Origin of the sequence: Brasilonema bromeliae SPC951 (assembly GCF_012912135.1) — a bacterium.
In the GTDB taxonomy this organism is placed as follows: Bacteria; Cyanobacteriota; Cyanobacteriia; order Cyanobacteriales; family Nostocaceae; genus Brasilonema; species Brasilonema bromeliae.
The window spans coordinates 1-21,468 of sequence record NZ_QMEB01000050.1 but is presented as its reverse complement, the minus strand read 5'-3'; the positions used below and the strand labels follow the sequence as shown (position 1 = coordinate 21,468).

The window sequence follows — 21,468 nt, the reverse complement described above, 5'->3', positions numbered from 1 at the left end:
CGGTACAGGATGACCTCTGAACAAAGTATTAGACGTTCCGATATTTTAAACACCCAGGTAATCACTCGTGACAACGGCAAGCGATTAGGAATCGTGAGTCAAGTTTGGGTTGATGTAGATCAGCGAGAGGTTGTGGCGCTTGGCATGCGAGACAGCCTGATCTCTATTTCTGGCGTGCCACGCTATATGTATCTCAACAGCATTAACCAAATCGGTGATGTTATCCTCGTGGATAACGAGGATGTTATTGATGATGTTGAGGTTGATATCTACAGCAACCTGATAAACTGGGAAGTCATTACAGAGACTGGTGAAGTTTTAGGCAAAGTGCGGGGCTTTAAGTTTAATGCCGAAACAGGAAAGCTTTACTCAATTGCGATCGCCTCTCTTGGATTACCACAAATTCCCGACCAATTCTTGAGTACCTACGAGTTCTCAGTAGACGAAATCGTCAGCACAGGCCCCAATAGATTGATTGTTTTTGAAGGCGCTGAAGAGCGGCTTAATCAATTAACTGTTGGTTTCTTAGAGCGTTTGGGTATTGGTAAAGCGCCGTGGGAACGAGATGCTGACGAAGAATACTCCAGCTACACTCCTCGTACAGTCACACCAGACAAGCAACTACCAAGCGGAGTTCCTTTAGAACAACCCAAGCCAAAAATCGTTCGTACACCCGAACCTGTAGCGCAAGAGTGGGACGAAGACTACTACGAAGAAGAACGTCAAGAGCGTCAGGTTATGAAAGCACGGCAGTATGAGCCTGTGCAGTATGATGAAGACGATGAAGAAGACAACTGGAGTGAAGCAACAGGTAAAGATAAGTATCAACCACAGCCAAAGTATGACTCTGGTTCCTACAACAAAAAGCCGTACGCTGACGATTATGACGATTATGACGAAGATTTAGCTCGCGATGCTTGGGATGATGAGCCACCAAAGCCAGTGAATATTCCTAAAAAAGTCAAAGAGAGACAGCCAGAGTACGAAGAAGAGGGCGGATATTAATTCCACTGAACTTCCTCTACGCTATACCCTAAAACTTTCCCTCTCCTTTATAAGGAGAGGGATGCCCGATAGGGCAGGGTGAGGTTCCGAAGGACTAATAAAGAGCTAGTTTTATTCTACAATCGAGTGGCTCTCGTTATAGTGCAGTACTATGCCAAGCAACGATCTGGACAGAGTTCAAGAAGATCGAGACTTTTTGATTAAACAAAGTGAAATGCTGCAATCTGTAATTAAACGCATGGCAGACAATTCGCTTGAAGCTAAAAAGTTTGGATTAACGGTTTGGGCTGCGATCATTGGATTTGGTTTTCAAAATAGAAACCCTATTTTATTTATCCTGGCATTCGTCTCTTTTACTTTATTTGGTTTACTGGATATCTATTATTTGTACATGGAGAGAGAATTTCGGAAGAACTTCAATCGGTTAGTTCGGATCATTGGAGGTTATGCATCTAACGAAGATTATCAATGGGTAGAGCAAATGAAGATTAAACAAAGAAATTTTTTGATACCTGATTTTTCACCTGATTTTTTCAGGCAAATTTCCAGCAAGGATAGTGTCCTAAAATCCTGGGCAAACCTTCCTTATTTGATTACTTTTCTGATTACGATTGTGCTTATGTATGTACCTTTGCCATCGAAATAGAAATGCGAAATGTAGCATCCTAGAACACCGATTCATTAATGCCAAAAACCCAGTTTCTGTTGCTGGAAAAACTGATATTTCGTTATCTCAATGAGAAGAAACTGGGTTTTTTCTCACAATTGGTGAATACTGAATCGGTGTTCTAGATGTGTTGTTCTTATCTTGGAGAAACAGATATAGAAATTATCTCCAATTAAGGAACAAGACCTGTGCAGCACTGCTGAATTCTGTTTATGTATGCTTGTCGGGTTTCGTGAGTTCCTCCCTCCCATAGAACTGATACTGGGCGGTGTCCTTTCGGGTGATTCCTTATATTATATTTAAAATTCTCTGTATACACGAATCGATGATCTTCTTTATATCCCCAATCCAATGCAACAAAGAAATCAAGAAGTTCCCCATTAACTTGTTGCCAGATATCTATTTGCGCGCTGTAACCAAAGTTACCTTTACTGTATTGTGTCCAGAGTTCGTCAATTTTACGTATATCTTTACATGGAATTTTCCGAAAATCAGTTACATTAAAATAATTTTGTTTAACATTTGCTACTTTCAACAAGAGATTTGTAGTAGTTTCATCTGCTTCTATCCAGCTTCCTTTTTTAAGCGAATACTCCAATTGAGCATATAGCAATAGTTCTTCAGTGTCCTTATCAATTAGTCCCAAATTATTCTGAAGTTGTTTCAAGTTAGAAAGGATATCATCACTAAAAAACCCTTCTTTTTCTAAGTTTTTCATCAGAAGGTTCTGATATTTTTGAAGGTTTTTTTTGTATATTTCGTGCCGTTGGCGACGTGATTGAAGAATATCATCTTCAATAGCTTTAGCCTTATCAGTATCTAGCCCTATTGTTTCTAAGATAGTCTTATGAATTTCATCAATGTCATCATAGGGTTCAGAGAGTGAAACCCCGTTAGCATACTCTTCAACTTTTTTACGGTATTCAATCTCAGGAGTCTGTTGTTGCTCTAAAGATTTTACTGGCGGTTTCTGAGGAGAAAATAACACTGGATCAGAAGGGAGTGGTAGAGGTCCCCCTTTAATTTCTGGTTTGATAATGGTCTTTTGTTTTCTCAGACGATAGCAAAGTTCTGTAAAGCTTTTATCATCAGTAAGGATATATTTATCTCTGGGATTTAGTACAGAAGAAACATAATCCAAGTCAGATTGAGAAAATACAACTGGGATAAATTTAGTGTCTCTTAACTGAGCGTTGTAAAGGTCGTTTCTGATAATTGTTCCTTCCCACGAAACTCCTAAACCTTTTTCAGGTTCCTCGTTACCCTCAAATCGTCGCTGGTATGTCTCAGTAAAGATGATAAGCACAAACTCAGCCCACTTAATTCGCTCTGACATCCAAAGATCCCATCCTTTAACAGGAGTATAAGGAGGCTCTGCTCGAACATAACGATCTATATCTGCCTCAATCCCCCATACTGCACGTAAGGTATTTGCTAGTTTCAACACATTTTCTTTGTGGTCGTCTGAGTCCCAGCTATAGCTAATGAAAACTTTTGTTGCTGTTTGTATTTGTTCTGTTTTTTGAGTGTTATCAGGATCTTCATATTTTATAATTTCTCCATCACCACCCACGTTTGATATCGCGGGTTGGATCGGAGGTAATATTATGGGTTTACCTAACTTCGGTTCTTCGCACTCTGGCTGATCCATAAGACGCCGATATAGCTCCTGAAATCCTCCTGGAATTTTTGGGTCGTCTTTCGGATCAAACAATCGATAGACAGTGTATGTTTTGAGGCTTGAAGGAATATCTTTTTCATACTCAGGAGACAATAAAATAGGAATGAATTTATCATTCATTCCTTGTGCTTCATAAAGGTCTGCAATAATCAATCCACCTTCCCATGTAGCCCCTCGTCCCTGTCCCCGTTTTTCCTTATTCTGGTATCGAAGGTTGTATTTATCAGTACAAACTACGAGCACAAAATCAGATTCCTCAATTTGATTCATCATCCACCGATACCATCCTTCACGAGGTGATTGTTGATACCGGTCTATTTTGCTATCAATTCCGTAATTTTTGAGGCTATTTGCAAGACCGAGGACTCTGTTCTTATGCTCATCAGAATCCCAGCTATAGCTAATGAAAACTTTTGGTGGTGGAGGTGTTTGTATTTGTTCTGTCATCTTTCTGTCTTAATCGTAGATACTGGTTGCGATTCAAGTCTTGTTGAGACTACAAGGATTTTATCCTTAATTCCTGATCAAAACAAAACTCTGACCACGCAAAAAACTGGATTTTAGACTAATATTTATGCGACTCTTCACTGACTGGTGACTTCCAAAGGAAGAAAAATCGTTAGCACTTCTCCGTGGCGTGGGCGATCGCGCACAATAAGTTTACCCCCAATCGCTTGAAATAAGTGCTTGGTTGCGTTAAGATTCAAACTTATCGTACCTGTTTCCGGCTGGAACATGAGAAGTTGACCCAAAGCTTTACGAATTGGCGGTGTGCATGGAGAGCCTGACATTTTTCCATTATCTCCCGCCTGAGTTAAAGGTAATAATTGTAATTTCAGTTGATCTCCAGCCGGGATGACCTGTACTTGAATATGACTACCAGCCGGTAAACTACGGGTAAAATTCTCCATCAAACCCGTGAGAATCCGATCCAACATAGCAGGATTACTAACCACAGTTGGTAACTGTTGAGGTAAAACTACATCCAAAGTCAAGTTGCGTCGATTGGCTGCTTGTTCCCAACGCGGAATACTCTGCTGCAAAACTTGCTCCAGAGACATTGCTGTGAGTTGAGTATTTGTAGATTTTACAGTAGTAGATGTTTGTAGTTCTGCTGCTCTAAAGAGTAACTCCATACGATCAATTTGCTCGGTGCATTCGCGATCAATAAGTTCCAAACGCTTGATCACATTTGCAGGTAAATCACGCTGTTTCAGCAGTAAACGAGTGATGGTGCGAATCGTTGTTAAAGGAGTCCGAACTTCGTGAGCAAAAGCTTGCAGTAGTTCTACATCAGGGCGAGTATGCCCTTGTGATGAAGCACCCAAAGACAGATGTGGCGAAGCTGGGACGGTTTCTACACATTCTGGACGTGCTCGTGTCCCTACATCCCCGCTTTTTGCGATTTCCGTGTTTTCTTCTTGTTCTGGAAATTGTGTCAGTAATAAACGAGTGAACTCCATCACTACGCGGTAATCTGGAGCTACTGGAGAATATTTATGTACTAACTCTTGTAAATCCGCAAACAGATCCGGATTGCTGACTACAACTCTTGCTCCTAGCGATCGCCATGCTAACTCAACAACCTCTGGCTCAAAAGAAAATGAAAAAGTCTTATTGCCATTGATATCTTCTGCTAAAACCAGCACTAATCTAAATTGCTTGGTGAAAACCAAACAAAACTGCTCCCTTGCTAACGGATCTGTTTCTAATACAGGTAAAACCGACTCACTAGAAGCAAATGCATCTACCACACCCACATCAGGAGGCATTTGAAATGGCATAAGTGCCAAGGGGTTAAATGGCTTTGCCGTAAAACTAACAGTCTGCAAACTCCCAGCCAGTCTTGGCTGACTAAAAACAGGCGCTGGCGCAGCTAAAACTAATCCTTGTGTGGCTTCTTCAGGTGAAGCAGTTGTTAAAATATTTAATAACAGTTGTTCTGTCGCTGCTACGCTGACGCGCCATTGCTGTTCTGATGCAGCAGATGAACATGCAGCAACTATTGATTGACTATTTGCTAAAACTTCGCTTAGACTTGGCAAGATCCATTTGTACACAAGTATTTCACCCCCTGAATAAAGAGCGACTGACAGTGTCGAAAAGCGGCATCCACTACTATTTATGAGGTTATAAGTATTTGTTTGTTAGTGAAAGTAGTATAACCGAACAATAGAAGCGCAATTTCCCCTTGTAAACAGCAAAGACGTGAAATAAGGTTATGATTTTTTCAAATTCCCATTTGGGCAAAGAACCAATCTATCGATAGATATTTAGCTTAACTTGCGGACGATGAAAGTGAGAGCAAAGCAAGGCAAAACTGTAATATAAGCACGAAGCAAAGTAAGTTATACGTTTTTGTGCTTCTTTTAGCTATTGAATGGAGGAGTGAAATGGCTTTGGGTAAACACAACAAGCGTGCAGTCGGCGTATTTCCTAGTCGTCGTGAAGCTGAGTATGCACTCACCGAGCTTAGAGACGCCGGTTTTCCAATGAATAAAGTTTCTATCATTGCTAAAGACGCTGATCGCACTGGTGATATTGCTGGTATCGAAACGCAACAACGTATTGGTAACAAAGCTGATGAAGGAGCTGCTGCTGGCGCAGTGACAGGTGCAACACTCGGAGGCATTACCGGTTTACTCGTGGGCTTAGGAACCTTGGCAATTCCTGGCGTTGGTCCTATATTACTTGCAGGTGAAATCGCGACAACTCTGGCGACAGCTGCAGCTGGTGCTGGAATTGGTGCAGCGGCTGGTGGATTATTAGGTGGACTCCTTGGTTTGGGAATTCCTGAAGAACGAGCCAGATTATATAATGAACGAGTATCTCGTGGTGATTATCTGGTGATAGTAGACGGGACAGATGACGAAATTCGTCGTGCCGAAAGTGTTTTGACAAACCAAGGTATTCAGGAGTTTGGAATCTATAATGTACCTGGTGTTGTAGACACTGACACAGATTACACTGGCGGCGTTGTGAATAATGAGCCTTCGGTAACAATTGTTGATCGTCGCGATACAACTGTTTAGTAAGTCATAAGTATCATCAAAAAACTGCTTTCTGTGCACTTGCAAAGATTCGCTCCTGAACCTCACACACCATTAACAGTATTTCAGTAATAGCGTGAATTTTCGTAACTAAAGTCAGGAGATTTCAACAAGGATTTGTTTAAATTTATCCATTCAGGAGGCATTAAGCCAATACAAGTGTTCTCCGCATCTATCACGCTATGTGTTCTCGTCTCCGTGTTTTGGATAGCTGGGTAACTGTTTGCTGTTAATAGCTACCTATGTCAAGGAATTTTGTCAAGGAATTTTTTGAAATATTTCAGTAGGAGACAGAAGATGAACAAGTTTATTCCATTGATCATTAGCGGTGTTATTGCTATTGGTGCGGTGGGTTGCGAATCCCCTTCAAAAACAAGTGCAGATGCTCCCTCAGGGACAAATGAAAATGTTAAGGCCCCAACGCAAGAAACGGCTCAGAAAACTCAAGAAGACGCCACTACCCAAGTTCGTAAAGACCAAATAGAGTCTGATATTAGAGCACGCGAACAACGTAACAATGTGAATGGTGGTGACGCCAAAAGAAATGATGATGATTTAAAAAGTGAGGTTCGCGGTAAGTTAGAGGCTAATTTACCAGCCAGTCAGTTAACAGTTGACGCTAAAGAGGGTTCTGTAACAGTAGCTGGAACAGTTCCTACACAAGAACAACTCAATAAAATTCCCACTTTGGCACAACAGATTAAAGGTGTAAAAAGTGTGAAGGTCAATGCAAAAGTTGCTCCAGCACAACCTTCATCAAATACAAACAACAAACCTCAATAAGAAGTTTTGTAGCTGACAAGGTTACTTAAGCATCTACCTGGCACAGACTCAAAAACTAACGCTCGCATTCTTTAAGGAAACAGAAGAATGCGAGCGTTTTCTACACCCCAACTGATGATCTGAATACACAACAAAAGAATTTAACCTCTAGTTTGTATACGCCACTGCTTATGATTTAGTACGTAAAGGACAATGATCAACAACACAAGCGGCGTTATTGTTGCTGGTTCTGGTACCTTTTTCACTTCCTGTCCCGGCGGAGTAGTTACAGGAGGCTTGGACGGAACTTCAATGATTTGGTTGTAACCACCAGAACCACCACCACCGCCCGAAGGAGGAATAGACCCACCTCCTGAAGGAGGAGCACTAATAGGAGGTGTACTCGCTACTGCACTTGATCCTCGACCGGAAGAACTATCTCCACCACCACCAAAAGCAAGAAGAAGTAAGAATAACACAGGCAGGCCAGCAAGCCAGCCCGTTGGAAAAGAACTTTCTCCTGTTTGTGGGAATAAAGCAACTTCTGCAAGGCTGGGAGGAAGCTCAACGTTTACCCCTTCTGGATCTAGCGCTATTGCAGTTTCCCAGGGAACAACATCTCCAGCGAGAGTTTCCTCAGTGAACGAATTAGTTGGAGGAATGCCAAGATTTGGACGTCCAATCTCTGCCCCATCTGGTGAATAGGGTATCGAGAGGTCTTTGAGAATCGCCTCTTTAAGAGACTCTTCATTCCCAGAGTTCAATACACGCATCGAACTGGAAAGTTTTTCCGAGTAAAACTTCGTCAGTTCTGGCGCTAAACCCAAAGATTGAATCTGCTGCTGTGCATCGGGAATTTTTGCCACCTCTTCAAGCAACAGACGTCCATAAGAGTATTTCAAATCTAGTAAGCCATTACGGGCGTCAAGTGAGTTCCCGCTTCCTTGAGGTGCCCAGTAAAAGTTGTTGGTAACTTGTCCCAGACCTTCTTGAGGAGTTTGATTGACTGTTTGCCCAACAAGATAGCGATATCCGTCCACGATATTGGGGTCGTCGTTCCGCCAGAATGAGGCGTACGGTATCTGAGTCAGATTGGGGTCATTTCCGTAAAATTTAGCAAAATTCTGGTAGTTTTCTTCCCCTCCAGCAGCTTGTATCAGCAACTGTTCCTGGGTTGGACCACCATTTGACTCAACTAATTTCTGAAACACTGCTCCTGCTTTGTTACAAGCGGCACCAAATCCCACACTACATGCAGGAATACCTCGCATTTGATTTAAAGGACGCCCCGATATCTGGTACTGGAGATAGTTATGCTCAAGTCCTTGTTGAATACCATAGTTTCCAACTTTCAACTGAGCAGAAGCAGATTGAGACGTATTAACTACTGTTGCTAAGGATGATAATGTGACAACGATTGTTTTAACTTTTGACTTCAAGGGATTTACCTCCAACAACTAATTTTGAAAGCCTATGAGACAGGAGAGGAAGATAAATTCTCAGGCGAGCTGATATTGATGGTAATTGCCGCTCCTTTAAGTTTTCCGCCTGTGACAGGGTGGTATATAACAACTGCACCGCTTGGTTGATCAAAGAGGTAACCACGATTAGAAAGTTGTATCTTACCTTGCTTGACGAAGGAAAAGAACGCATCCAGATATCTGCGTATACTTTCACGATTTCCTTGATTTGCCTTTGTATGCTTCTCTATGAGCATCATGAAGAAGTCTAAGCTGCGGTTGTCTTGACCTTCCACGAGAATACCGCCGTCTAGAAAAGAACTGGCTACAAGCTTTCCATTTATTTGTTGGACTTTAAACAGGGTATAGTAACGTCCTTGCTTCCTAGAATCACTCACATAACAGGTCCAAGAACCATCTGGGTTCTGTGTAAAACCTTCCTCCCCCAAGTAAGAAAGTGGAGAACGACTTTCCTGACTAACTGGCGGAGGCAACAAATTTTCAACTGAATCGGAAGAGCAAACTCTCTGCGTCGTTTGTTGTTCGGGAGCAGTTAGCGTTTCTTGCGCTATGGCGAAGTAGGGCATAACAGCAACCGCAGATATAGAAATAGCAAATGTACTAAGTAAACGAGCAATTATATTCATTTTCTTTACGTATAAGTTATTTGAGAATACCTTTTGTCAGAGGAAATCTTTATTTTTTGCTTTACACCCATATACAATTATTCAGACATTGTTTCCAGATTTAGATAAAGTCCCTATAAATCTTTAAAAAGAATCTATGAAAAAACTCTGTTGTTAAGAACAATTGAACTTACCAATATTTTTTGTAAGTAGAAATATTGAACAAGAGCTAGACTTCCCCTAACTTACCTTTTAACCAGTAAAAACAAGGCTTTTCGGTATTATTTTCTTGGAGAAAATTGTTTAAGTCCCTAATAAATATTAAGTGTTTTTACTGTTGGTACTTAAGTTAACAATCAATTAACTCAAATATTTTTGATGAAGCAAATTTTAAGTTTATATAAAGTCCAAGAATACTTGAGTTTACAGGCTTTACACTAACTACACAACTTATTCTTTGTTAGAAACGCCCACAGGAAATCCGTATGTAAGTCTAAGTCTAAAAACTTTACGGCTTCAATATTGACATTCTAAAACACAGATTAGTTATGTAGTCTAAAGAGTTTATAGTTGATTCATGACAGTTTTAGGTACAGTTACTATTGTTTGCTTTGATTTGCTTTGATAAACTTTTTGAAAAGTATACTCAGCAGATGCGCGTACATCTTGCACTTTTTTGCTTCAAGTCAACAGTCTTGAGTTCTTTTTAACCGTTACAGGTATGCCTATGGCTTACGCAACGGTTGATATGAACGGCGTTTAAAGCAGCATCTTGTGGAGGAGATACGAACAAGCAGTCTTTGTTTAATTAACATCAGTTCACACTTGGTGCGTGTCTCCTCAATTCACTGGCTTTTTTGTGCCGGAAAACCCGCTTTCGGGCACTGGCTGTCTTCAAAGCGGAGGCGGAGCGTCTTTGCATTTAAGTGTTGACTCCCCGAACTAATAAATGTCCAAGTTGTAGGTGTGACAGCTTATTAACTTTGTTGTTCTAATTTGTACAGAAAAATGTATCAATTAGTGTTCGAGGTTATTATGCTTATTTGAAATTTGCCAGCAATATTTATTAGTTAACATATTTATATCAAGTATTTCAACTATCACGCTGTGACTCTAATCACAATCTGATTGTGCATCTTTGCATGCTTACAAAAGGATGACTATCATTGAAATTTCTTCAGCACAATTGTAAACTCAGCACTGCTGGGTGAATACAGAAGTTATTAACTTACGAATAATTGCGAGCTTTCTTCACTGGCTATCTGCTTTTTCTTGTTTTACCATTCCACCACCTATCACCCTGATTCCCCTGTATCCCCATGACCTTTTTTGAATTTTGAATGTTTGAGAAGCGAGTGACTCTTGGGTTTGCTCTTTTAGAACTTGATTGGTTAAAAAGGCGTAATCTGATTGAAGAAATTCATGCTAGCTAGAAAAAAAGTTCAATAAGTACCAAGTTACAAAGTGGTGAAAAAATCTCTGACTATCGGAGACATCGTAGTATTGTTATTCTTAACTTAGACCATGAAAGATTAAGGTTCTTCAGTTTAGATACTGCTCAAAGCTTCTACCAATTTTTCAATATGAGTCAATTCATGAGTTGCCATAATACAAATTCGTATCCGACTCGTAGGAACGGTAGGGGGACGAATAGCAGGAGCGAAAATACCAGCTGATTTGAGGTGTTGTCCAGCTTTAAGCGCATCTGCTGCACTTGATAATTCAAAACAGAGAATGGGTGAGGAGGACGGTAACAATTTCAGCTTGGGTAGTTGCTGTTGCATAACCTGTTTGAGTTGGGCGACATTCTGCCATAATTGAACGCGGCGTTGTGGTTCTTGCTGTACTATTTTTATAGCTGTGAGTGCTGCTGCTACATCAGCCGGGGAAAGTGCGGTGGTGTAAATCCATGTTGGTGCCCGATTCCGCAAAAAGTCTATAATCGTTGTGCTTCCAGCCACATACCCGCCTAGACTACCCAAAGCTTTACTCAAAGTCCCAATTTGAATCAACTGCCTTCCTGTACATCCGAAATGTTCTACGCATCCAGCGCCAGTTTTCCCTAGTACGCCAGTGGCGTGCGCTTCATCAATGAGCAGCATACAGCTAAATTCATCCGCTATTTCCAACAGTGCTGGCAAAGGACATAAATCACCGTCCATGCTGAAGACGCTATCAGTGATGATCAGACAACGTCGATAATTTTGCCTTTGTTGACTGAGTTTGATTCTTAATGCTTCAACATCGCAATGAGGATATTCAACAATCGTCGCACCACTGAGAATTGCCCCATTTTTCAGACTAGAATGATTGTACTGGTCAGATAAAATCAAATCACGCTTACCTACAATAGCAGTGATTGCCCCTAGATTCGCCAGATAGCCAGAACTAAAAACGAGAGCGTCTTCTGTTTGTTTGAGTGATGCGATCGCTCTCTCTAATTCTCTATGTATTTCTCGATGTCCGCTGAGTAATCTCGAACCAGTGCTACCTGTACCCAATTCTTGGGTAGCGATCGTTGCTGCTGCAATCAGCCGCTGATCCCCTGCCAATCCCAAATAATCATTACTGGCAAAATTGATAACCTCTCGTCCTTCCAAAAGAACCGTTGCTCCTGGAAGACCGTGAATTGTTTGTACTGAGCGATACCAGTCAGCACGGTGAATTGTGGTCAGGGATTCTTCGATCCAAGCGTAGGGGTTTGTGGGCACGGTAGAGAAGTGGAGGAGGTTATTTTTCTTACTTTATACAATTAAGTTATAGTTATTAACTATAAAACAAATTTATAACTAAAAGTCGTACTATTGTGTAAATTTATCTTTAAACTACTTGATAGTAGTTCAAAAAAACTTATCGAAAAATGCAAGCTAGTGACTATGACAAAATTATCCACACTGCTTTCATGGTTAGCAAAGCTCGACAGTTCACAGATATTCCTTATGCCAAAGAGTTGGCGCAATTGGTAGAAGCGCAAGGGTTGGTAGAGTTATCTGAGCCACAAAATCAAGACAAAAGTGCTTTGCTTACTGCACGTGTGGAAGCTCGCTATAAAGCTATCAACCAAGTCATGGCTCAATATCAAATAGGGCAAGTTCTAGAACTAGCATCCGGTTTGCTACCGCGTGGTCTTTTCATGTCTTGTCATCCGAACATCACATTTATTGAAACTGACTTGCCTAGAATGATTCGTTGCAAACAGCAACTGGTTGAACAACTTGTTGGGGAACGTCCCAATCTGCACTTTCTTTCAATTGATGCTACTAGCCGTCCAAGTCAGTTTTTAAAAAGTGCTGAACTACTAAAAGCGGGACAGCCAATCATAATTTTGTGTGAGGGGTTGCTGACACATCTGAATATGGCAGAAAAACAACTTGTGTGTGCCAATGTTCGCGAGATGCTTCAACACTACGGTGGCGTCTGGATTACCCCTGACTTTATTCACACAGCTAGTCTAACGCAGTCACAAGAATTTGATGCTTCTTTACAGAAGCTATTACAAACAGGTACTAAGCTTACAGGCAGGTCTTTAGTAGATAATAATTTTGCAACACTTGAGCAGGCGCGGCAATTTGCGTATGAGCAAGATTTCCGTGTGGCAGAGTATAGTATGTTGAACGTGATGGATCACTTAAGCTGCCTGAAAATCTTGGGCATTGACACAGAAGTGGTAAGAAAAATGCTTGCGCTTTGGTCTATCTTTGCGCTAACTCTGGATGTCGCTTGATTTTAAACGGGGTATCTTAGTCATAGACATGGCTTGAAGCAGACAAAGTTGCTCAATCCTAATTCTTTTTCACTCGGAATTATAGGTGTACGTCACAAGCACCAACTTACTGAGAAGCCGTGTGAATCAAGGATTCATACACGGTTTTGTCGCTTCCTGAGGCAGATGACTCTCACAGCTTAGGTATCCAACTACTGACTATATTCACTGCTGAGATGAGCGATCGCCTGTTTAATCCACTCTTCCACATAGGCGTCTTTAGGAAGTCCAATATCTTCACTGACGACATGCAAGGCATGACTCACCTCATTGGCAGTGTAACCCAATGCTAGGAGAGTCATTTGTACTTCTTCGATAATACCTGGTGCTGGACTGCCTGTCGCGACGAAGAAGCCTGCTGTCTTACGCCACTCTACTAATTTGCCTTTGAGTTCCAAACAAATACGTTCTGCGGTTTTTTTGCCAACACCAGGGGCTTGAATGAGTAATTGAAGATTACCTGTGATAATCGTCTGCACGAGTTCTGGTAATTCCAAAGTGTCCAACAGGGCGATCGCTATAGCTGCACCAACACCACTAACACCTAACAAGTGGCGAAACACATCTCGTTCTCCTGGTGAACCAAAGCCATAAAGCAATGGTACCTCTTCTCGAATTTGATAATGGGTAAAAATCTGCACTTCACCTCCAGTATTTGGCAACTGCTGTGCCAGTCGTGCAGGGATTTGCAAATCATACCCAATACCATTCACTTCCAGAGTCAGAGTATAGCGATGACCACTATTGTTTTGGATAGCAGCAACAATGCCTTTGAGATAGCTAATCATTCTAAGAAACCAAAGTGTTTTAAACCTTCCAGTATTCCACCAGCACAAAAATTTGTTGCCAGGTAACGATAGTTAGCAGGATGTTCATTATGCCATTGAAGTAGCTCTGGACGAGCATTTCCGACAATAATTCCTCTTTCACTGCCAACAGAGAATAAAGCAATATCATTACCAGAATCGCCACAAACAACCGTCACCTCTGCTACAAACTTCCACTTTTGGCGGAGAAACTGTACTGCCTGTCCTTTATCGCTTCCAGAAGGTACAATGTCAAGGTCTATACCGCTACTATAAATTAACTTTACGTCTAAACCAGATTTTTGCAACTCTGACTCCAGTTGGGGTAAAACCTTTGCTGCTGACTCTTCTTGAAGGAAAAAACTCATCTTGAAAGGACGCTGTTCTGAGTCAGGTTGCGGAACTAACTCAGAAAAAGCAGTCGTCGTTGATACTAAAATTTCACGGTTCCAACCAGATGAAAGTTTTTCTGACCATTCTGAATCAGGAGTATGACTTCCGTCAAGATAAATTTCTGTCCCCACAGATAGAATCAGGGCATCGGGTTCTAAAAGATTTTTTTCATCTTTGATCTGTTGGTAAAGAAGAGGCGATCGCCCTGTGGCATAAACAATCTTGGTACCGTATTCTTGGCGTGTCGCATGTAGGCGATCGTTCAGTTCAAGCAGCGCCTTGTCGTCACCTACCAGGGTATTGTCTAAATCAGTTACGAATAAGAATTTAGCCACAGCAACCTCTCTTGTTAGCTTTACCATCAAAAAGTTTATGCTGATTTGGCACCAATCTCATCTGTTTTTAGATTTCAATAGGCAAGTTGACCAGTTGTGCTCAAACCGAGATTGGATAAACCGAAACGATTTACAGGTGCTGAATTTAATATAGTCAGAGAATAAAAAAAAAGCACGACTCTCTTGAGGTTCTATATAAATTCGTACAACACCGGAGCTTTTTAGAGTGGCGACAACCATCTTTCCGTTTCTACATGGCTTGGCTGCTAAGCTCAATCCTCTCCACACCCTCAAAGCCCTGTTAGGACTTGCGATTGAAGCTAACAAACAAGTGAAAATTCCCTGACAGCCAGACCAAGATGAAATTGCCAACTTCTCTCTTGTCTACTGAAGGGACGAAATCTCGGATAAATTGTGTTGCGGATCATGGTCTGGCTCCCGAACCGTTGGGTCAGGCTACCGTTTCGCGCCCTCAGTGTTGTTGATCGTTTGGTCGATGAACCCGAAGGTGACCGGGAGCGCCTTCAGATTGGCATCGCGTGTCTGCTGTCTAAATTGATTACTACCTACAATAAAAAAATGTCTGCTCGCTACATCCTTCTATAGACTGACTTAACTTAGGTTAATATTTGATACCTAGACAGGATGCGCTGCATTGGCTGTTAGTAAAGCATATATTTATCAAGTTTTTAACCTATATTTTTTGAATAAATACTAGCTTTCCACTTTTGCCAACTAAATTTCAGGAGAACGAATATGTCAAATGACTTAAATTCATACCTACCTGCACCGACTAAACAACGATTTGCAGCCACCTTCGGCGTAGTAAGACCGATTAGCTTCTGGGTACAGTTAGCACTAGGCGCTGTTTCTAGCTTGGCTTTGTTGTTAGCTATATTTAGCCGTAGTTCCACTGTCCAAACAACGACTAATTCGGTCATGGGGTTTGGAGTCTTTTTAGGTATTATTGGAATTTTAGTGCTGTGTTTCAGGCTTTATTGGGTTTCCCGCTATAAGCGTTTAGACAAACTTTTACAGTCGCCTAATCGTGAATTACATCCAAAGAAAGAGGAGGTAATTCAAGTATTACAAACTGGGTTAATTGTCAGTTTGATTGGGCTATTGTTAGCTTTTCTGGCATCTGAAGTGACCGTTATTGCTGTACTATCGAAATCGCTAGCTCTGCCTCAAGGAGTGGCAGTCTATAGACCTGAAAATGTCATTCGTTCCCTAGATCTTTTTGTAGTTTTGACAAACGTCAACCTGATTGGTGCTCACTTTTTCGGAAGTATGACTTCACTTGGGCTGCTTAACTGGTTAGATCAATAGTAAGACGAGAATCGGGAGCCAAACCCCTTACGAGGCAAAGTTTTTTGAAATTAAGGTAACGAGCAACTTCCCGGATAGTTGACAAGAAAGTCAACAATTGACCTAATTAACATTAGACTTCTTGCATTTATGAGCGTGAAAAGTGAAAAGAAATGGGAAATAGTGAAAAGTGAAAAGAAAAAGAAAATCTCTTCACTCCTCACTCTTCACTCTTCACTACCAAAGTTTCAATCAATAAATCCACCTTTTGTTGTCGCTCCTGCAAAAAACTCTCACATTGACGTAAATACTCAACAGCCGCTGCAAATTGGTCAAACACTTCTTCTAATTCCAAATCACCCGCCTCAATCCGAGCAATAATTCTCTCTATTTCAGCAACCATTACCTCATAATTCCAACCTTGATTCATAAAAACTCTTGGCGTCCTTGGCGTCTTGGCGGTTTTTAATCCAATACGGTTCAGTTAAGGATAACTGTAGGTTGGGTTGAACGTAGTGAAACCCAACAAACTCCTATAAATGTTGGGTTTCGTTCCTCAAACGCTCTTACCCTCTGTCGGGAAAGCCCTTCGGGTATGCCTACGGCACGCCTGACGGCTAACGCCAGATGCCTGCGGAGGGTAACCCTCCCGCAGCATTAGTCTCACCGTCATTCGCGCTGGCGACCCTACCTACACAGTTTAAGGTTTTTGGCTCTAACTGAACTGTATTGGTTTTTAATCTTTAACTTCCCTAACCCTAACTTTAACCTCACCCTGCCCCAACTGAACCAACAACTCATCTCCCACAGCCAACTCAGCAGCAGAACGAGCGATACGCGTAGCGTCAAGCCTCCGGCTTATCGCACCATTTTGCTGACGCACCACCGCATAACCACGCTGCAAAACAGCTTTAGGGTCAAGAGTCGCTAACTTTTGGCGTAACATTTCTACATGCTGCGTTGCTTGCTGCAATTGCGTTGTTGTTGCACGCACCAATTGTTGACGCTTCCAAGCAAGTTCTTGTATCTCCTGCTGCACTTGTCGATCTAACCGTAAACGTCGCAAGCGGTTTCGCTTTTCTTGGAGTTGTTTTTGTGCAGTTTCCAAAGAAAAACGTACGCTCTGCTGTAAAGCAACAACTCGTTGCTGATGCTGATTATACAATTCTGCCAGTGCTGGAACAACTCGCTCAGCAGCAGCTGTAGGTGTATGCAGCGCAGCATCTGCCACTAAATCTACTAAAGACTCATCTCTTTGATGACCAATCCCAGTAATCACCGGAATAGAACAACAAGCAACTGCTCGCACTACCCGTTCATCATTAAAGCAAGCTAATTCCTCAACTGCACCACCACCCCGTGCTAAAAGTAGTACCTCGGCGCGTCCATCCACCTCCACCCGTCGAATAGCATTTACTATAGATTCCGGGGCTTGCTCACCTTGTACTGTAGCAGGAGAGAAAAGAATGTGTAAACCTGGATACCTTTGTTTCAGAGTCTTTTGAATATCGCCCCAAGCCGCAGCTGTGGGTGAGGTGACAACGGCGATTGTTTGGGGGTGAGGAGGAAGCGATCGCTTTCTTTGCGAATCAAATAACCCCTCCGCCTCCAACCGTTTTCGCAGTTCCTGGTGACGTAGCGCTTGCAAACCAACACCAGCTGGCAAAGCTTGCCAAACGGAAAGCTGATACTCTCCGCGTTCTCGATAAATTCTTATACTTCCTAATATAATTAACTGCTCACCTCGAATGGGTATCTGTGCTAGTTTTGTCACTTGGCTATTCCACACGACACACTTAATTGCTGCACTACTATCAGGGTCTTGTAAGGTGAAAAATAATCCACTGCGATGGTGGTTAGCGCTGGAAACTTCTCCAGTCACCCAAACTCGTTGCAATTCCTCATCTTGTTCTATTAAAAAGCGGATGTAGTCAGTTAAACTAGCTACTGAGAGGGCTGTCTCAGCAATCAGGTCCCAAGGTCGGTCGGATTCTATCATTTCAGTTTAGATACACAGTCAAGCATATTTTCCGCAGTGCGAGTAGTCACTGACCATTACCATATATTATGTGAAGAATATTCTTTATCAAATCTGCTACATAGTTATTTTTACTTACCCACACGAGGCAGCTCTTGCGTTAGGATATTGTCACACTTGCCTCTTAAATCCGGTTCTAAACTCGCAAAGTGTGTTTCAATAAAAATAGTACATTAGTTCTAATCAAGCTTGCAAACCCCACTTGCTAAATCCATAAACAAATCCACAAATATATAGATACAGATACATAGAGGGATCGAATGGCTGTTAACACCACAGATAATGCTGGCAAGCAAAAAGCGCTCAACATGGTACTCAACCAAATTGAGCGTACCTTTGGCAAAGGAACAATCATGCGCTTGGGTGATGCTACCCGGATGCGGGTAGAGACAATTTCTAGTGGAGCACTCACCCTGGATCTAGCACTAGGTGGTGGTTTACCCAAGGGACGGGTGATTGAGATTTATGGTCCAGAAAGTTCTGGTAAGACCACACTAGCACTGCACGCGGTTGCGGAAGTACAAAAAAATGGCGGTATAGCTGCCTATGTTGATGCTGAACACGCCCTTGACCCCGCCTACGCTGGAGCGTTGGGTGTTGACACTGAAAATCTCTTCATTTCCCAACCTGACACTGGGGAAGCTGCTTTAGAAATTGTCGATCAACTTGTCCGTTCTGCTGCAGTTGACATTGTTGTGATTGACTCAGTCGCAGCCCTTGTTCCCCGTGCTGAAATTGAAGGCGAGATGGGAGATGCTCACGTTGGTCTTCAAGCGAGATTGATGAGCCAAGCCCTACGAAAAATTACTGGAAATATTGGTAAATCTGGTTGCTCAGTAATATTTTTGAACCAACTGCGCCAAAAAATTGGTGTCAGCTACGGTAACCCAGAAACCACAACTGGCGGTAACGCTCTCAAGTATTATGCTTCAGTACGCTTAGACATTCGCCGGATTCAAACCTTGAAAAAGGGTACAGAGGAATTTGGTAACCGTGTCAAAGTCAAAGTTGCGAAGAATAAAGTAGCACCACCTTTTAGAGTCGCAGAATTTGACATTATCTTTGGTAAAGGTATTTCTACTTTGGGTTGTCTTGTCGATTTGGCAGAAGAAACTGGTATCTTGATCCGCAAAGGAGCTTGGTACAGCTACAACGGTGAAAACATCTCTCAAGGACGAGACAATGCCATTAAGTACCTAGAAGAAAAACCTGAATTTGCTGAAAAAATTAAGCAGCTGGTGCGTGAAAAACTAGAGATGGGAGCGGTTGTTTCTGCTAACTCTGTGAGCAAGACAAGTGAAGATGAAGAAGATGAAGAAGAACTAGAGTTAGTCGAAGAAGAGTAACACTAGTACTTTTGCAGTTTGGTATGTGGGGCGATATCGCTCCACATACCACTTCCCTGTATCCAGACAAGATTCATGAACAACCAAATACAGGAGTAGGTTTGGTAATGGTTCATTTACGTGAAGTCACGCTTGATAATTTTTATGAATGCATCAGTCTTGAAGTGAACGAATCCCAACAGGGATTTATAGCACCCAACGTGAAATCATTGGCTGAGGCTTACGTGAATCCGACTCTATTTCCTTTAGCTATCTATGATGTAAAAGTTGCGGGTTATGAAAGGCTGCGGTCATAACGGCTGCGGTTGTTAAAAAAGGACTGAGAATTAAAGGCTGGGGACTAGAAAGGAAAATTCCTAGTCCCCAATTTTTCTACCTCAGTACTGAGTATCCAATTTACAGGTTTGACATGACATCCCGTGCGACTTCTAGCGTCTGCTCAACATCTTCTTGAGTGTGGGCAATGGAAGTAAATCCTGCCTCAAATTGAGATGGTGCCAGATAAATGCCTCAAGAATTGGTATTAGGACTGAAAGAATATCAAGTCCCAATACGGTTCGGATAAGAAATTTGCGGGTATTGGCAAGCAGGGGGGCAAGGGAGCACAGGAGCAGGGGAGAAAAGAGTTAACGCCCATTGACTCTTCTGACTTTCCAATAGGGAGCGGAAGCTCAAAAGACGGTTAATTGACGCTGAAACTAAGATTTTACTAGATAAGGCTTGATTTTTTCGGCTAAAACCGGACTACGAAGCATAGAGTAATGGTTTCCTTCTATCTCATGAACATCTACCCCACCAAGTGCGAATTTTGACCAGCCTCTTGTTGAGTCTTGATGTTCGTGAAATAAGTCGATTATGTCTTCTGTTGCGCGGAAGAAAACAACTTTACCAGGGTATGTTTTGATTGTGTAGCGCATTCCAGCTATGACATTGCCTTCAAATACATCAAAAAGATGGCGAAACTGCTCAAATGTAAATTCAACAGGTAAAAGTTTAAGTTTGATTAATTTCTGCAAAATATAGTTTAATTGTGCGTCTAATTCAGAAAAACTTCGCAATTCATCTATTATTATTTGCTGCGAATACTCACCTAAAGCACCTGCTGTACTGTCAGCAAAAGAGGTTAATACTAGATAGTATTCATTACCCACTCTTTCTATCTGGTTTTTCAAATCTGTAGATGTGAGTAAAGCCATATCCAACATTCCTACAAAAGAAACTTCTTGACCACTAGCTTGCAATTGCTGTGCTATTTCATAAATGACAAGTCCACCAAAAGAAGAACCTGCAAGGTGATAAGGCCCTTGGGGCTGAACGGATTGCATGGCTTTGATATAAGCTGTAGCCATATCCTCGATAGAGTTTAAAGGTTCCTCTTCCCCGTACAAATTAGGTGGTCGCAAGCCATACAAAGGCTGATCCAAACCCAGATGACGGGATAATTCTAAATACCAGAAGACATTACCACCAGCTGGGTGAATGCAGAACAAAGGCGGCTTAGTTCCAGCAGGCTGGATCTTGACCAAGATAGACTCAATAGGTGGGAACTTTGCTATTTGATGTTTGTGATGCAGATATTCAATAATTTCTGCTTTACGTTCTCGCAATTCGTCGCGTAACTGTGAAGACAAAGCTCCCTTGGGGGCGCTGTAGCGCAGACGAACTTCTTCATCTAGCCAAAGTTGAATTTCCAACTTTTCTAGGTCAGTTAACAATCGATCAACTGTTTTCAAATTTCTCCCTCCTCTATATCGGTTGCAACAGTAATTAGTGTTTTCGCAATTTGCGTGACGTTAGTTTTTTCAGATAGCACCGTTGTTTTGCTGTTTGTTGTACCCACATTAGAACCTTGCACTCTAGAATTGAGTTCTGGATAATTGTTCTGAATGTACGATGAAAATTGAGCGATCGTTGGAGCTTCAATCATGAGTGTGAAATGAAAGTTTCGTCCTAGTTGTTTTTCTAATTTATTGACCAAAATAATTGCCTTGATAGAACTCCCACCCAGTTCAAAAAAGTTGCTGTGAATGTCAATTTGTCCAATTCCTAAAACTTCCTGCCAAACAAGTGATATTTGCCGTTCCAACTCATTGCGAGGCATAATCCGTGTTTGAGTGTCTCTACCACGACTAAGAAGCCGTAACTGCTCCCGGTCGATTTCCCCTGTAACTGTCAAGGGTTGGGCAAACCCTCGACAAGGATGGACAACCCTTGTATTTTTGCGGCGT

The 21,468-nt window shown here is 41.9% G+C and carries 19 protein-coding genes; 8 read left to right on the top strand and 11 right to left on the bottom strand.

Annotation, left to right across the window (positions count from 1 at the left end; translation table 11 throughout):
- Positions 1-9: 9 nt before the first annotated feature.
- Positions 10-1,005: a PRC-barrel domain-containing protein gene (locus tag DP116_RS08940; protein ID WP_169154857.1), complete on the top strand. Its 996-nt coding sequence runs from the start codon at positions 10-12 to the stop codon at positions 1,003-1,005.
- A gap of 151 nt (positions 1,006-1,156) precedes the next feature.
- Positions 1,157-1,651 (top strand): hypothetical protein, encoded by a 495-nt coding sequence (locus DP116_RS08935; RefSeq protein ID WP_169154856.1) that lies wholly within the window; start codon positions 1,157-1,159, stop codon positions 1,649-1,651.
- A 193-nt stretch (positions 1,652-1,844) separates the two neighbouring features.
- On the opposite strand, the gene DP116_RS08930 is transcribed toward DP116_RS08935, so the two are convergent.
- Complete coding sequence (locus tag DP116_RS08930; RefSeq protein ID WP_169154855.1) at positions 1,845-3,800, bottom strand: SEFIR domain-containing protein; 1,956 nt, start codon at positions 3,798-3,800, stop codon at positions 1,845-1,847.
- A gap of 137 nt (positions 3,801-3,937) precedes the next feature.
- The gene (locus DP116_RS08925) at positions 3,938-5,413 is read right to left on the bottom strand and encodes a DUF8628 domain-containing protein (RefSeq protein WP_169154854.1); all 1,476 of its coding nucleotides are present in this window, start codon (positions 5,411-5,413) and stop codon (positions 3,938-3,940) included.
- Positions 5,414-5,746: 333 nt separating this feature from the next.
- Here DP116_RS08925 and DP116_RS08920 point away from each other — a divergent pair, with 333 nt between their 5' ends.
- Together DP116_RS08920 and DP116_RS08915 are read left to right on the top strand one after the other, a co-directional pair.
- Positions 5,747-6,385 (top strand): general stress protein, encoded by a 639-nt coding sequence (locus DP116_RS08920; protein WP_169154853.1) that lies wholly within the window; start codon positions 5,747-5,749, stop codon positions 6,383-6,385.
- 315 nt (positions 6,386-6,700) lie between these two features.
- Positions 6,701-7,186 carry a BON domain-containing protein gene (locus DP116_RS08915; protein ID WP_169154852.1) on the top strand — a complete coding sequence of 162 codons (486 nt, stop codon included), beginning with the start codon at positions 6,701-6,703 and terminating at the stop codon, positions 7,184-7,186.
- Positions 7,187-7,326: 140 nt separating this feature from the next.
- On the opposite strand, the gene DP116_RS08910 is transcribed toward DP116_RS08915, so the two are convergent.
- From DP116_RS08910 to bioF, 3 genes are all read right to left on the bottom strand, one after another.
- Positions 7,327-8,604, bottom strand: coding sequence for a hypothetical protein (locus DP116_RS08910; RefSeq protein ID WP_169154851.1), 1,278 nt, complete (start codon positions 8,602-8,604; stop codon positions 7,327-7,329).
- Positions 8,605-8,636: 32 nt separating this feature from the next.
- Entirely contained in the window at positions 8,637-9,272 is a 636-nt protein-coding gene (locus DP116_RS08905) for a hypothetical protein (RefSeq protein WP_169154850.1), read from the bottom strand.
- Positions 9,273-10,798: 1,526 nt separating this feature from the next.
- Complete coding sequence (bioF, locus tag DP116_RS08900; protein WP_169154849.1) at positions 10,799-11,962, bottom strand: 8-amino-7-oxononanoate synthase; 1,164 nt, start codon at positions 11,960-11,962, stop codon at positions 10,799-10,801.
- A 149-nt stretch (positions 11,963-12,111) separates the two neighbouring features.
- Between bioF and DP116_RS08895 the strand changes: the two genes are divergently transcribed.
- The gene (locus DP116_RS08895; RefSeq protein WP_169154848.1) at positions 12,112-12,975 is read left to right on the top strand and encodes a class I SAM-dependent methyltransferase; all 864 of its coding nucleotides are present in this window, start codon (positions 12,112-12,114) and stop codon (positions 12,973-12,975) included.
- Positions 12,976-13,166: 191 nt separating this feature from the next.
- Here DP116_RS08895 and ruvA read toward each other — a convergent pair whose 3' ends face one another.
- Both ruvA and DP116_RS08885 read right to left on the bottom strand, forming a co-directional pair.
- On the bottom strand, positions 13,167-13,802 hold the full coding sequence (ruvA, locus tag DP116_RS08890) for a Holliday junction branch migration protein RuvA (protein WP_169154847.1): 636 nt from the start codon (positions 13,800-13,802) through the stop codon (positions 13,167-13,169).
- On the bottom strand, positions 13,799-14,548 hold the full coding sequence (locus tag DP116_RS08885; protein WP_339381407.1) for a sucrose-phosphate phosphatase: 750 nt from the start codon (positions 14,546-14,548) through the stop codon (positions 13,799-13,801). The genes ruvA and DP116_RS08885 overlap by 4 nt, the downstream gene beginning before the upstream one ends.
- A 756-nt stretch (positions 14,549-15,304) precedes the next feature.
- Here DP116_RS08885 and DP116_RS08875 point away from each other — a divergent pair.
- Positions 15,305-15,877, top strand: a complete 573-nt coding sequence (locus DP116_RS08875) for a DUF3611 family protein (RefSeq protein WP_169154844.1) — start codon at positions 15,305-15,307, stop codon at positions 15,875-15,877.
- Positions 15,878-16,076: 199 nt separating this feature from the next.
- Here DP116_RS08875 and xseB read toward each other — a convergent pair whose 3' ends face one another.
- Together xseB and xseA are read right to left on the bottom strand one after the other, a co-directional pair.
- Positions 16,077-16,286 (bottom strand): exodeoxyribonuclease VII small subunit, encoded by a 210-nt coding sequence (gene xseB, locus DP116_RS08870; protein WP_169154843.1) that lies wholly within the window; start codon positions 16,284-16,286, stop codon positions 16,077-16,079.
- Between the two features lie 306 nt (positions 16,287-16,592).
- A complete protein-coding gene (gene xseA, locus DP116_RS08865; RefSeq protein WP_169154842.1) occupies positions 16,593-17,855 on the bottom strand; it encodes an exodeoxyribonuclease VII large subunit in 1,263 nt (420 codons plus the stop codon).
- Positions 17,856-18,154: 299 nt separating this feature from the next.
- Here xseA and recA point away from each other — a divergent pair, with 299 nt between their 5' ends.
- Both recA and DP116_RS08855 read left to right on the top strand, forming a co-directional pair.
- Positions 18,155-19,240 carry a recombinase RecA gene (recA, locus tag DP116_RS08860; RefSeq protein ID WP_169154841.1) on the top strand — a complete coding sequence of 362 codons (1,086 nt, stop codon included), beginning with the start codon at positions 18,155-18,157 and terminating at the stop codon, positions 19,238-19,240.
- A 23-nt stretch (positions 19,241-19,263) separates the two neighbouring features.
- Positions 19,264-19,536 (top strand): hypothetical protein, encoded by a 273-nt coding sequence (locus DP116_RS08855; RefSeq protein WP_246275541.1) that lies wholly within the window; start codon positions 19,264-19,266, stop codon positions 19,534-19,536.
- A 402-nt stretch (positions 19,537-19,938) separates the two neighbouring features.
- Here the strand turns inward: DP116_RS08855 and DP116_RS08850 are convergent, their stop codons facing one another.
- Together DP116_RS08850 and DP116_RS08845 are read right to left on the bottom strand one after the other, a co-directional pair.
- Positions 19,939-20,973 carry a thioesterase domain-containing protein gene (locus DP116_RS08850; protein ID WP_169154840.1) on the bottom strand — a complete coding sequence of 345 codons (1,035 nt, stop codon included), beginning with the start codon at positions 20,971-20,973 and terminating at the stop codon, positions 19,939-19,941.
- The coding region (locus tag DP116_RS08845; RefSeq protein ID WP_246275540.1) for a phosphopantetheine-binding protein at positions 20,970-21,468 on the bottom strand (499 nt) is incomplete at its 5' end. The genes DP116_RS08845 and DP116_RS08850, both read right to left, overlap by 4 nt.

Bases quoted from the DNA above. Each gene is read 5' to 3' on its own strand.
- DP116_RS08940 (WP_169154857.1), top strand. From the start codon at position 10: ATGACCTCTGAACAAAGTATTAGACGTTCCGATATTTTAAACACCCAG.
- DP116_RS08935 (WP_169154856.1), top strand. From the start codon at position 1,157: ATGCCAAGCAACGATCTGGACAGAGTTCAAGAAGATCGAGACTTTTTG.
- DP116_RS08930 (WP_169154855.1), bottom strand. From the start codon at position 3,800: ATGACAGAACAAATACAAACACCTCCACCACCAAAAGTTTTCATTAGC.
- DP116_RS08920 (WP_169154853.1), top strand. From the start codon at position 5,747: ATGGCTTTGGGTAAACACAACAAGCGTGCAGTCGGCGTATTTCCTAGT.
- DP116_RS08915 (WP_169154852.1), top strand. From the start codon at position 6,701: ATGAACAAGTTTATTCCATTGATCATTAGCGGTGTTATTGCTATTGGT.
- DP116_RS08905 (WP_169154850.1), bottom strand. From the start codon at position 9,272: ATGAATATAATTGCTCGTTTACTTAGTACATTTGCTATTTCTATATCT.
- DP116_RS08895 (WP_169154848.1), top strand. From the start codon at position 12,112: ATGCAAGCTAGTGACTATGACAAAATTATCCACACTGCTTTCATGGTT.
- ruvA (WP_169154847.1), bottom strand. From the start codon at position 13,802: ATGATTAGCTATCTCAAAGGCATTGTTGCTGCTATCCAAAACAATAGT.
- DP116_RS08875 (WP_169154844.1), top strand. From the start codon at position 15,305: ATGTCAAATGACTTAAATTCATACCTACCTGCACCGACTAAACAACGA.
- xseB (WP_169154843.1), bottom strand. From the start codon at position 16,286: ATGAATCAAGGTTGGAATTATGAGGTAATGGTTGCTGAAATAGAGAGA.
- xseA (WP_169154842.1), bottom strand. From the start codon at position 17,855: ATGATAGAATCCGACCGACCTTGGGACCTGATTGCTGAGACAGCCCTC.
- recA (WP_169154841.1), top strand. From the start codon at position 18,155: ATGGCTGTTAACACCACAGATAATGCTGGCAAGCAAAAAGCGCTCAAC.
- DP116_RS08855 (WP_246275541.1), top strand. From the start codon at position 19,264: ATGTGGGGCGATATCGCTCCACATACCACTTCCCTGTATCCAGACAAG.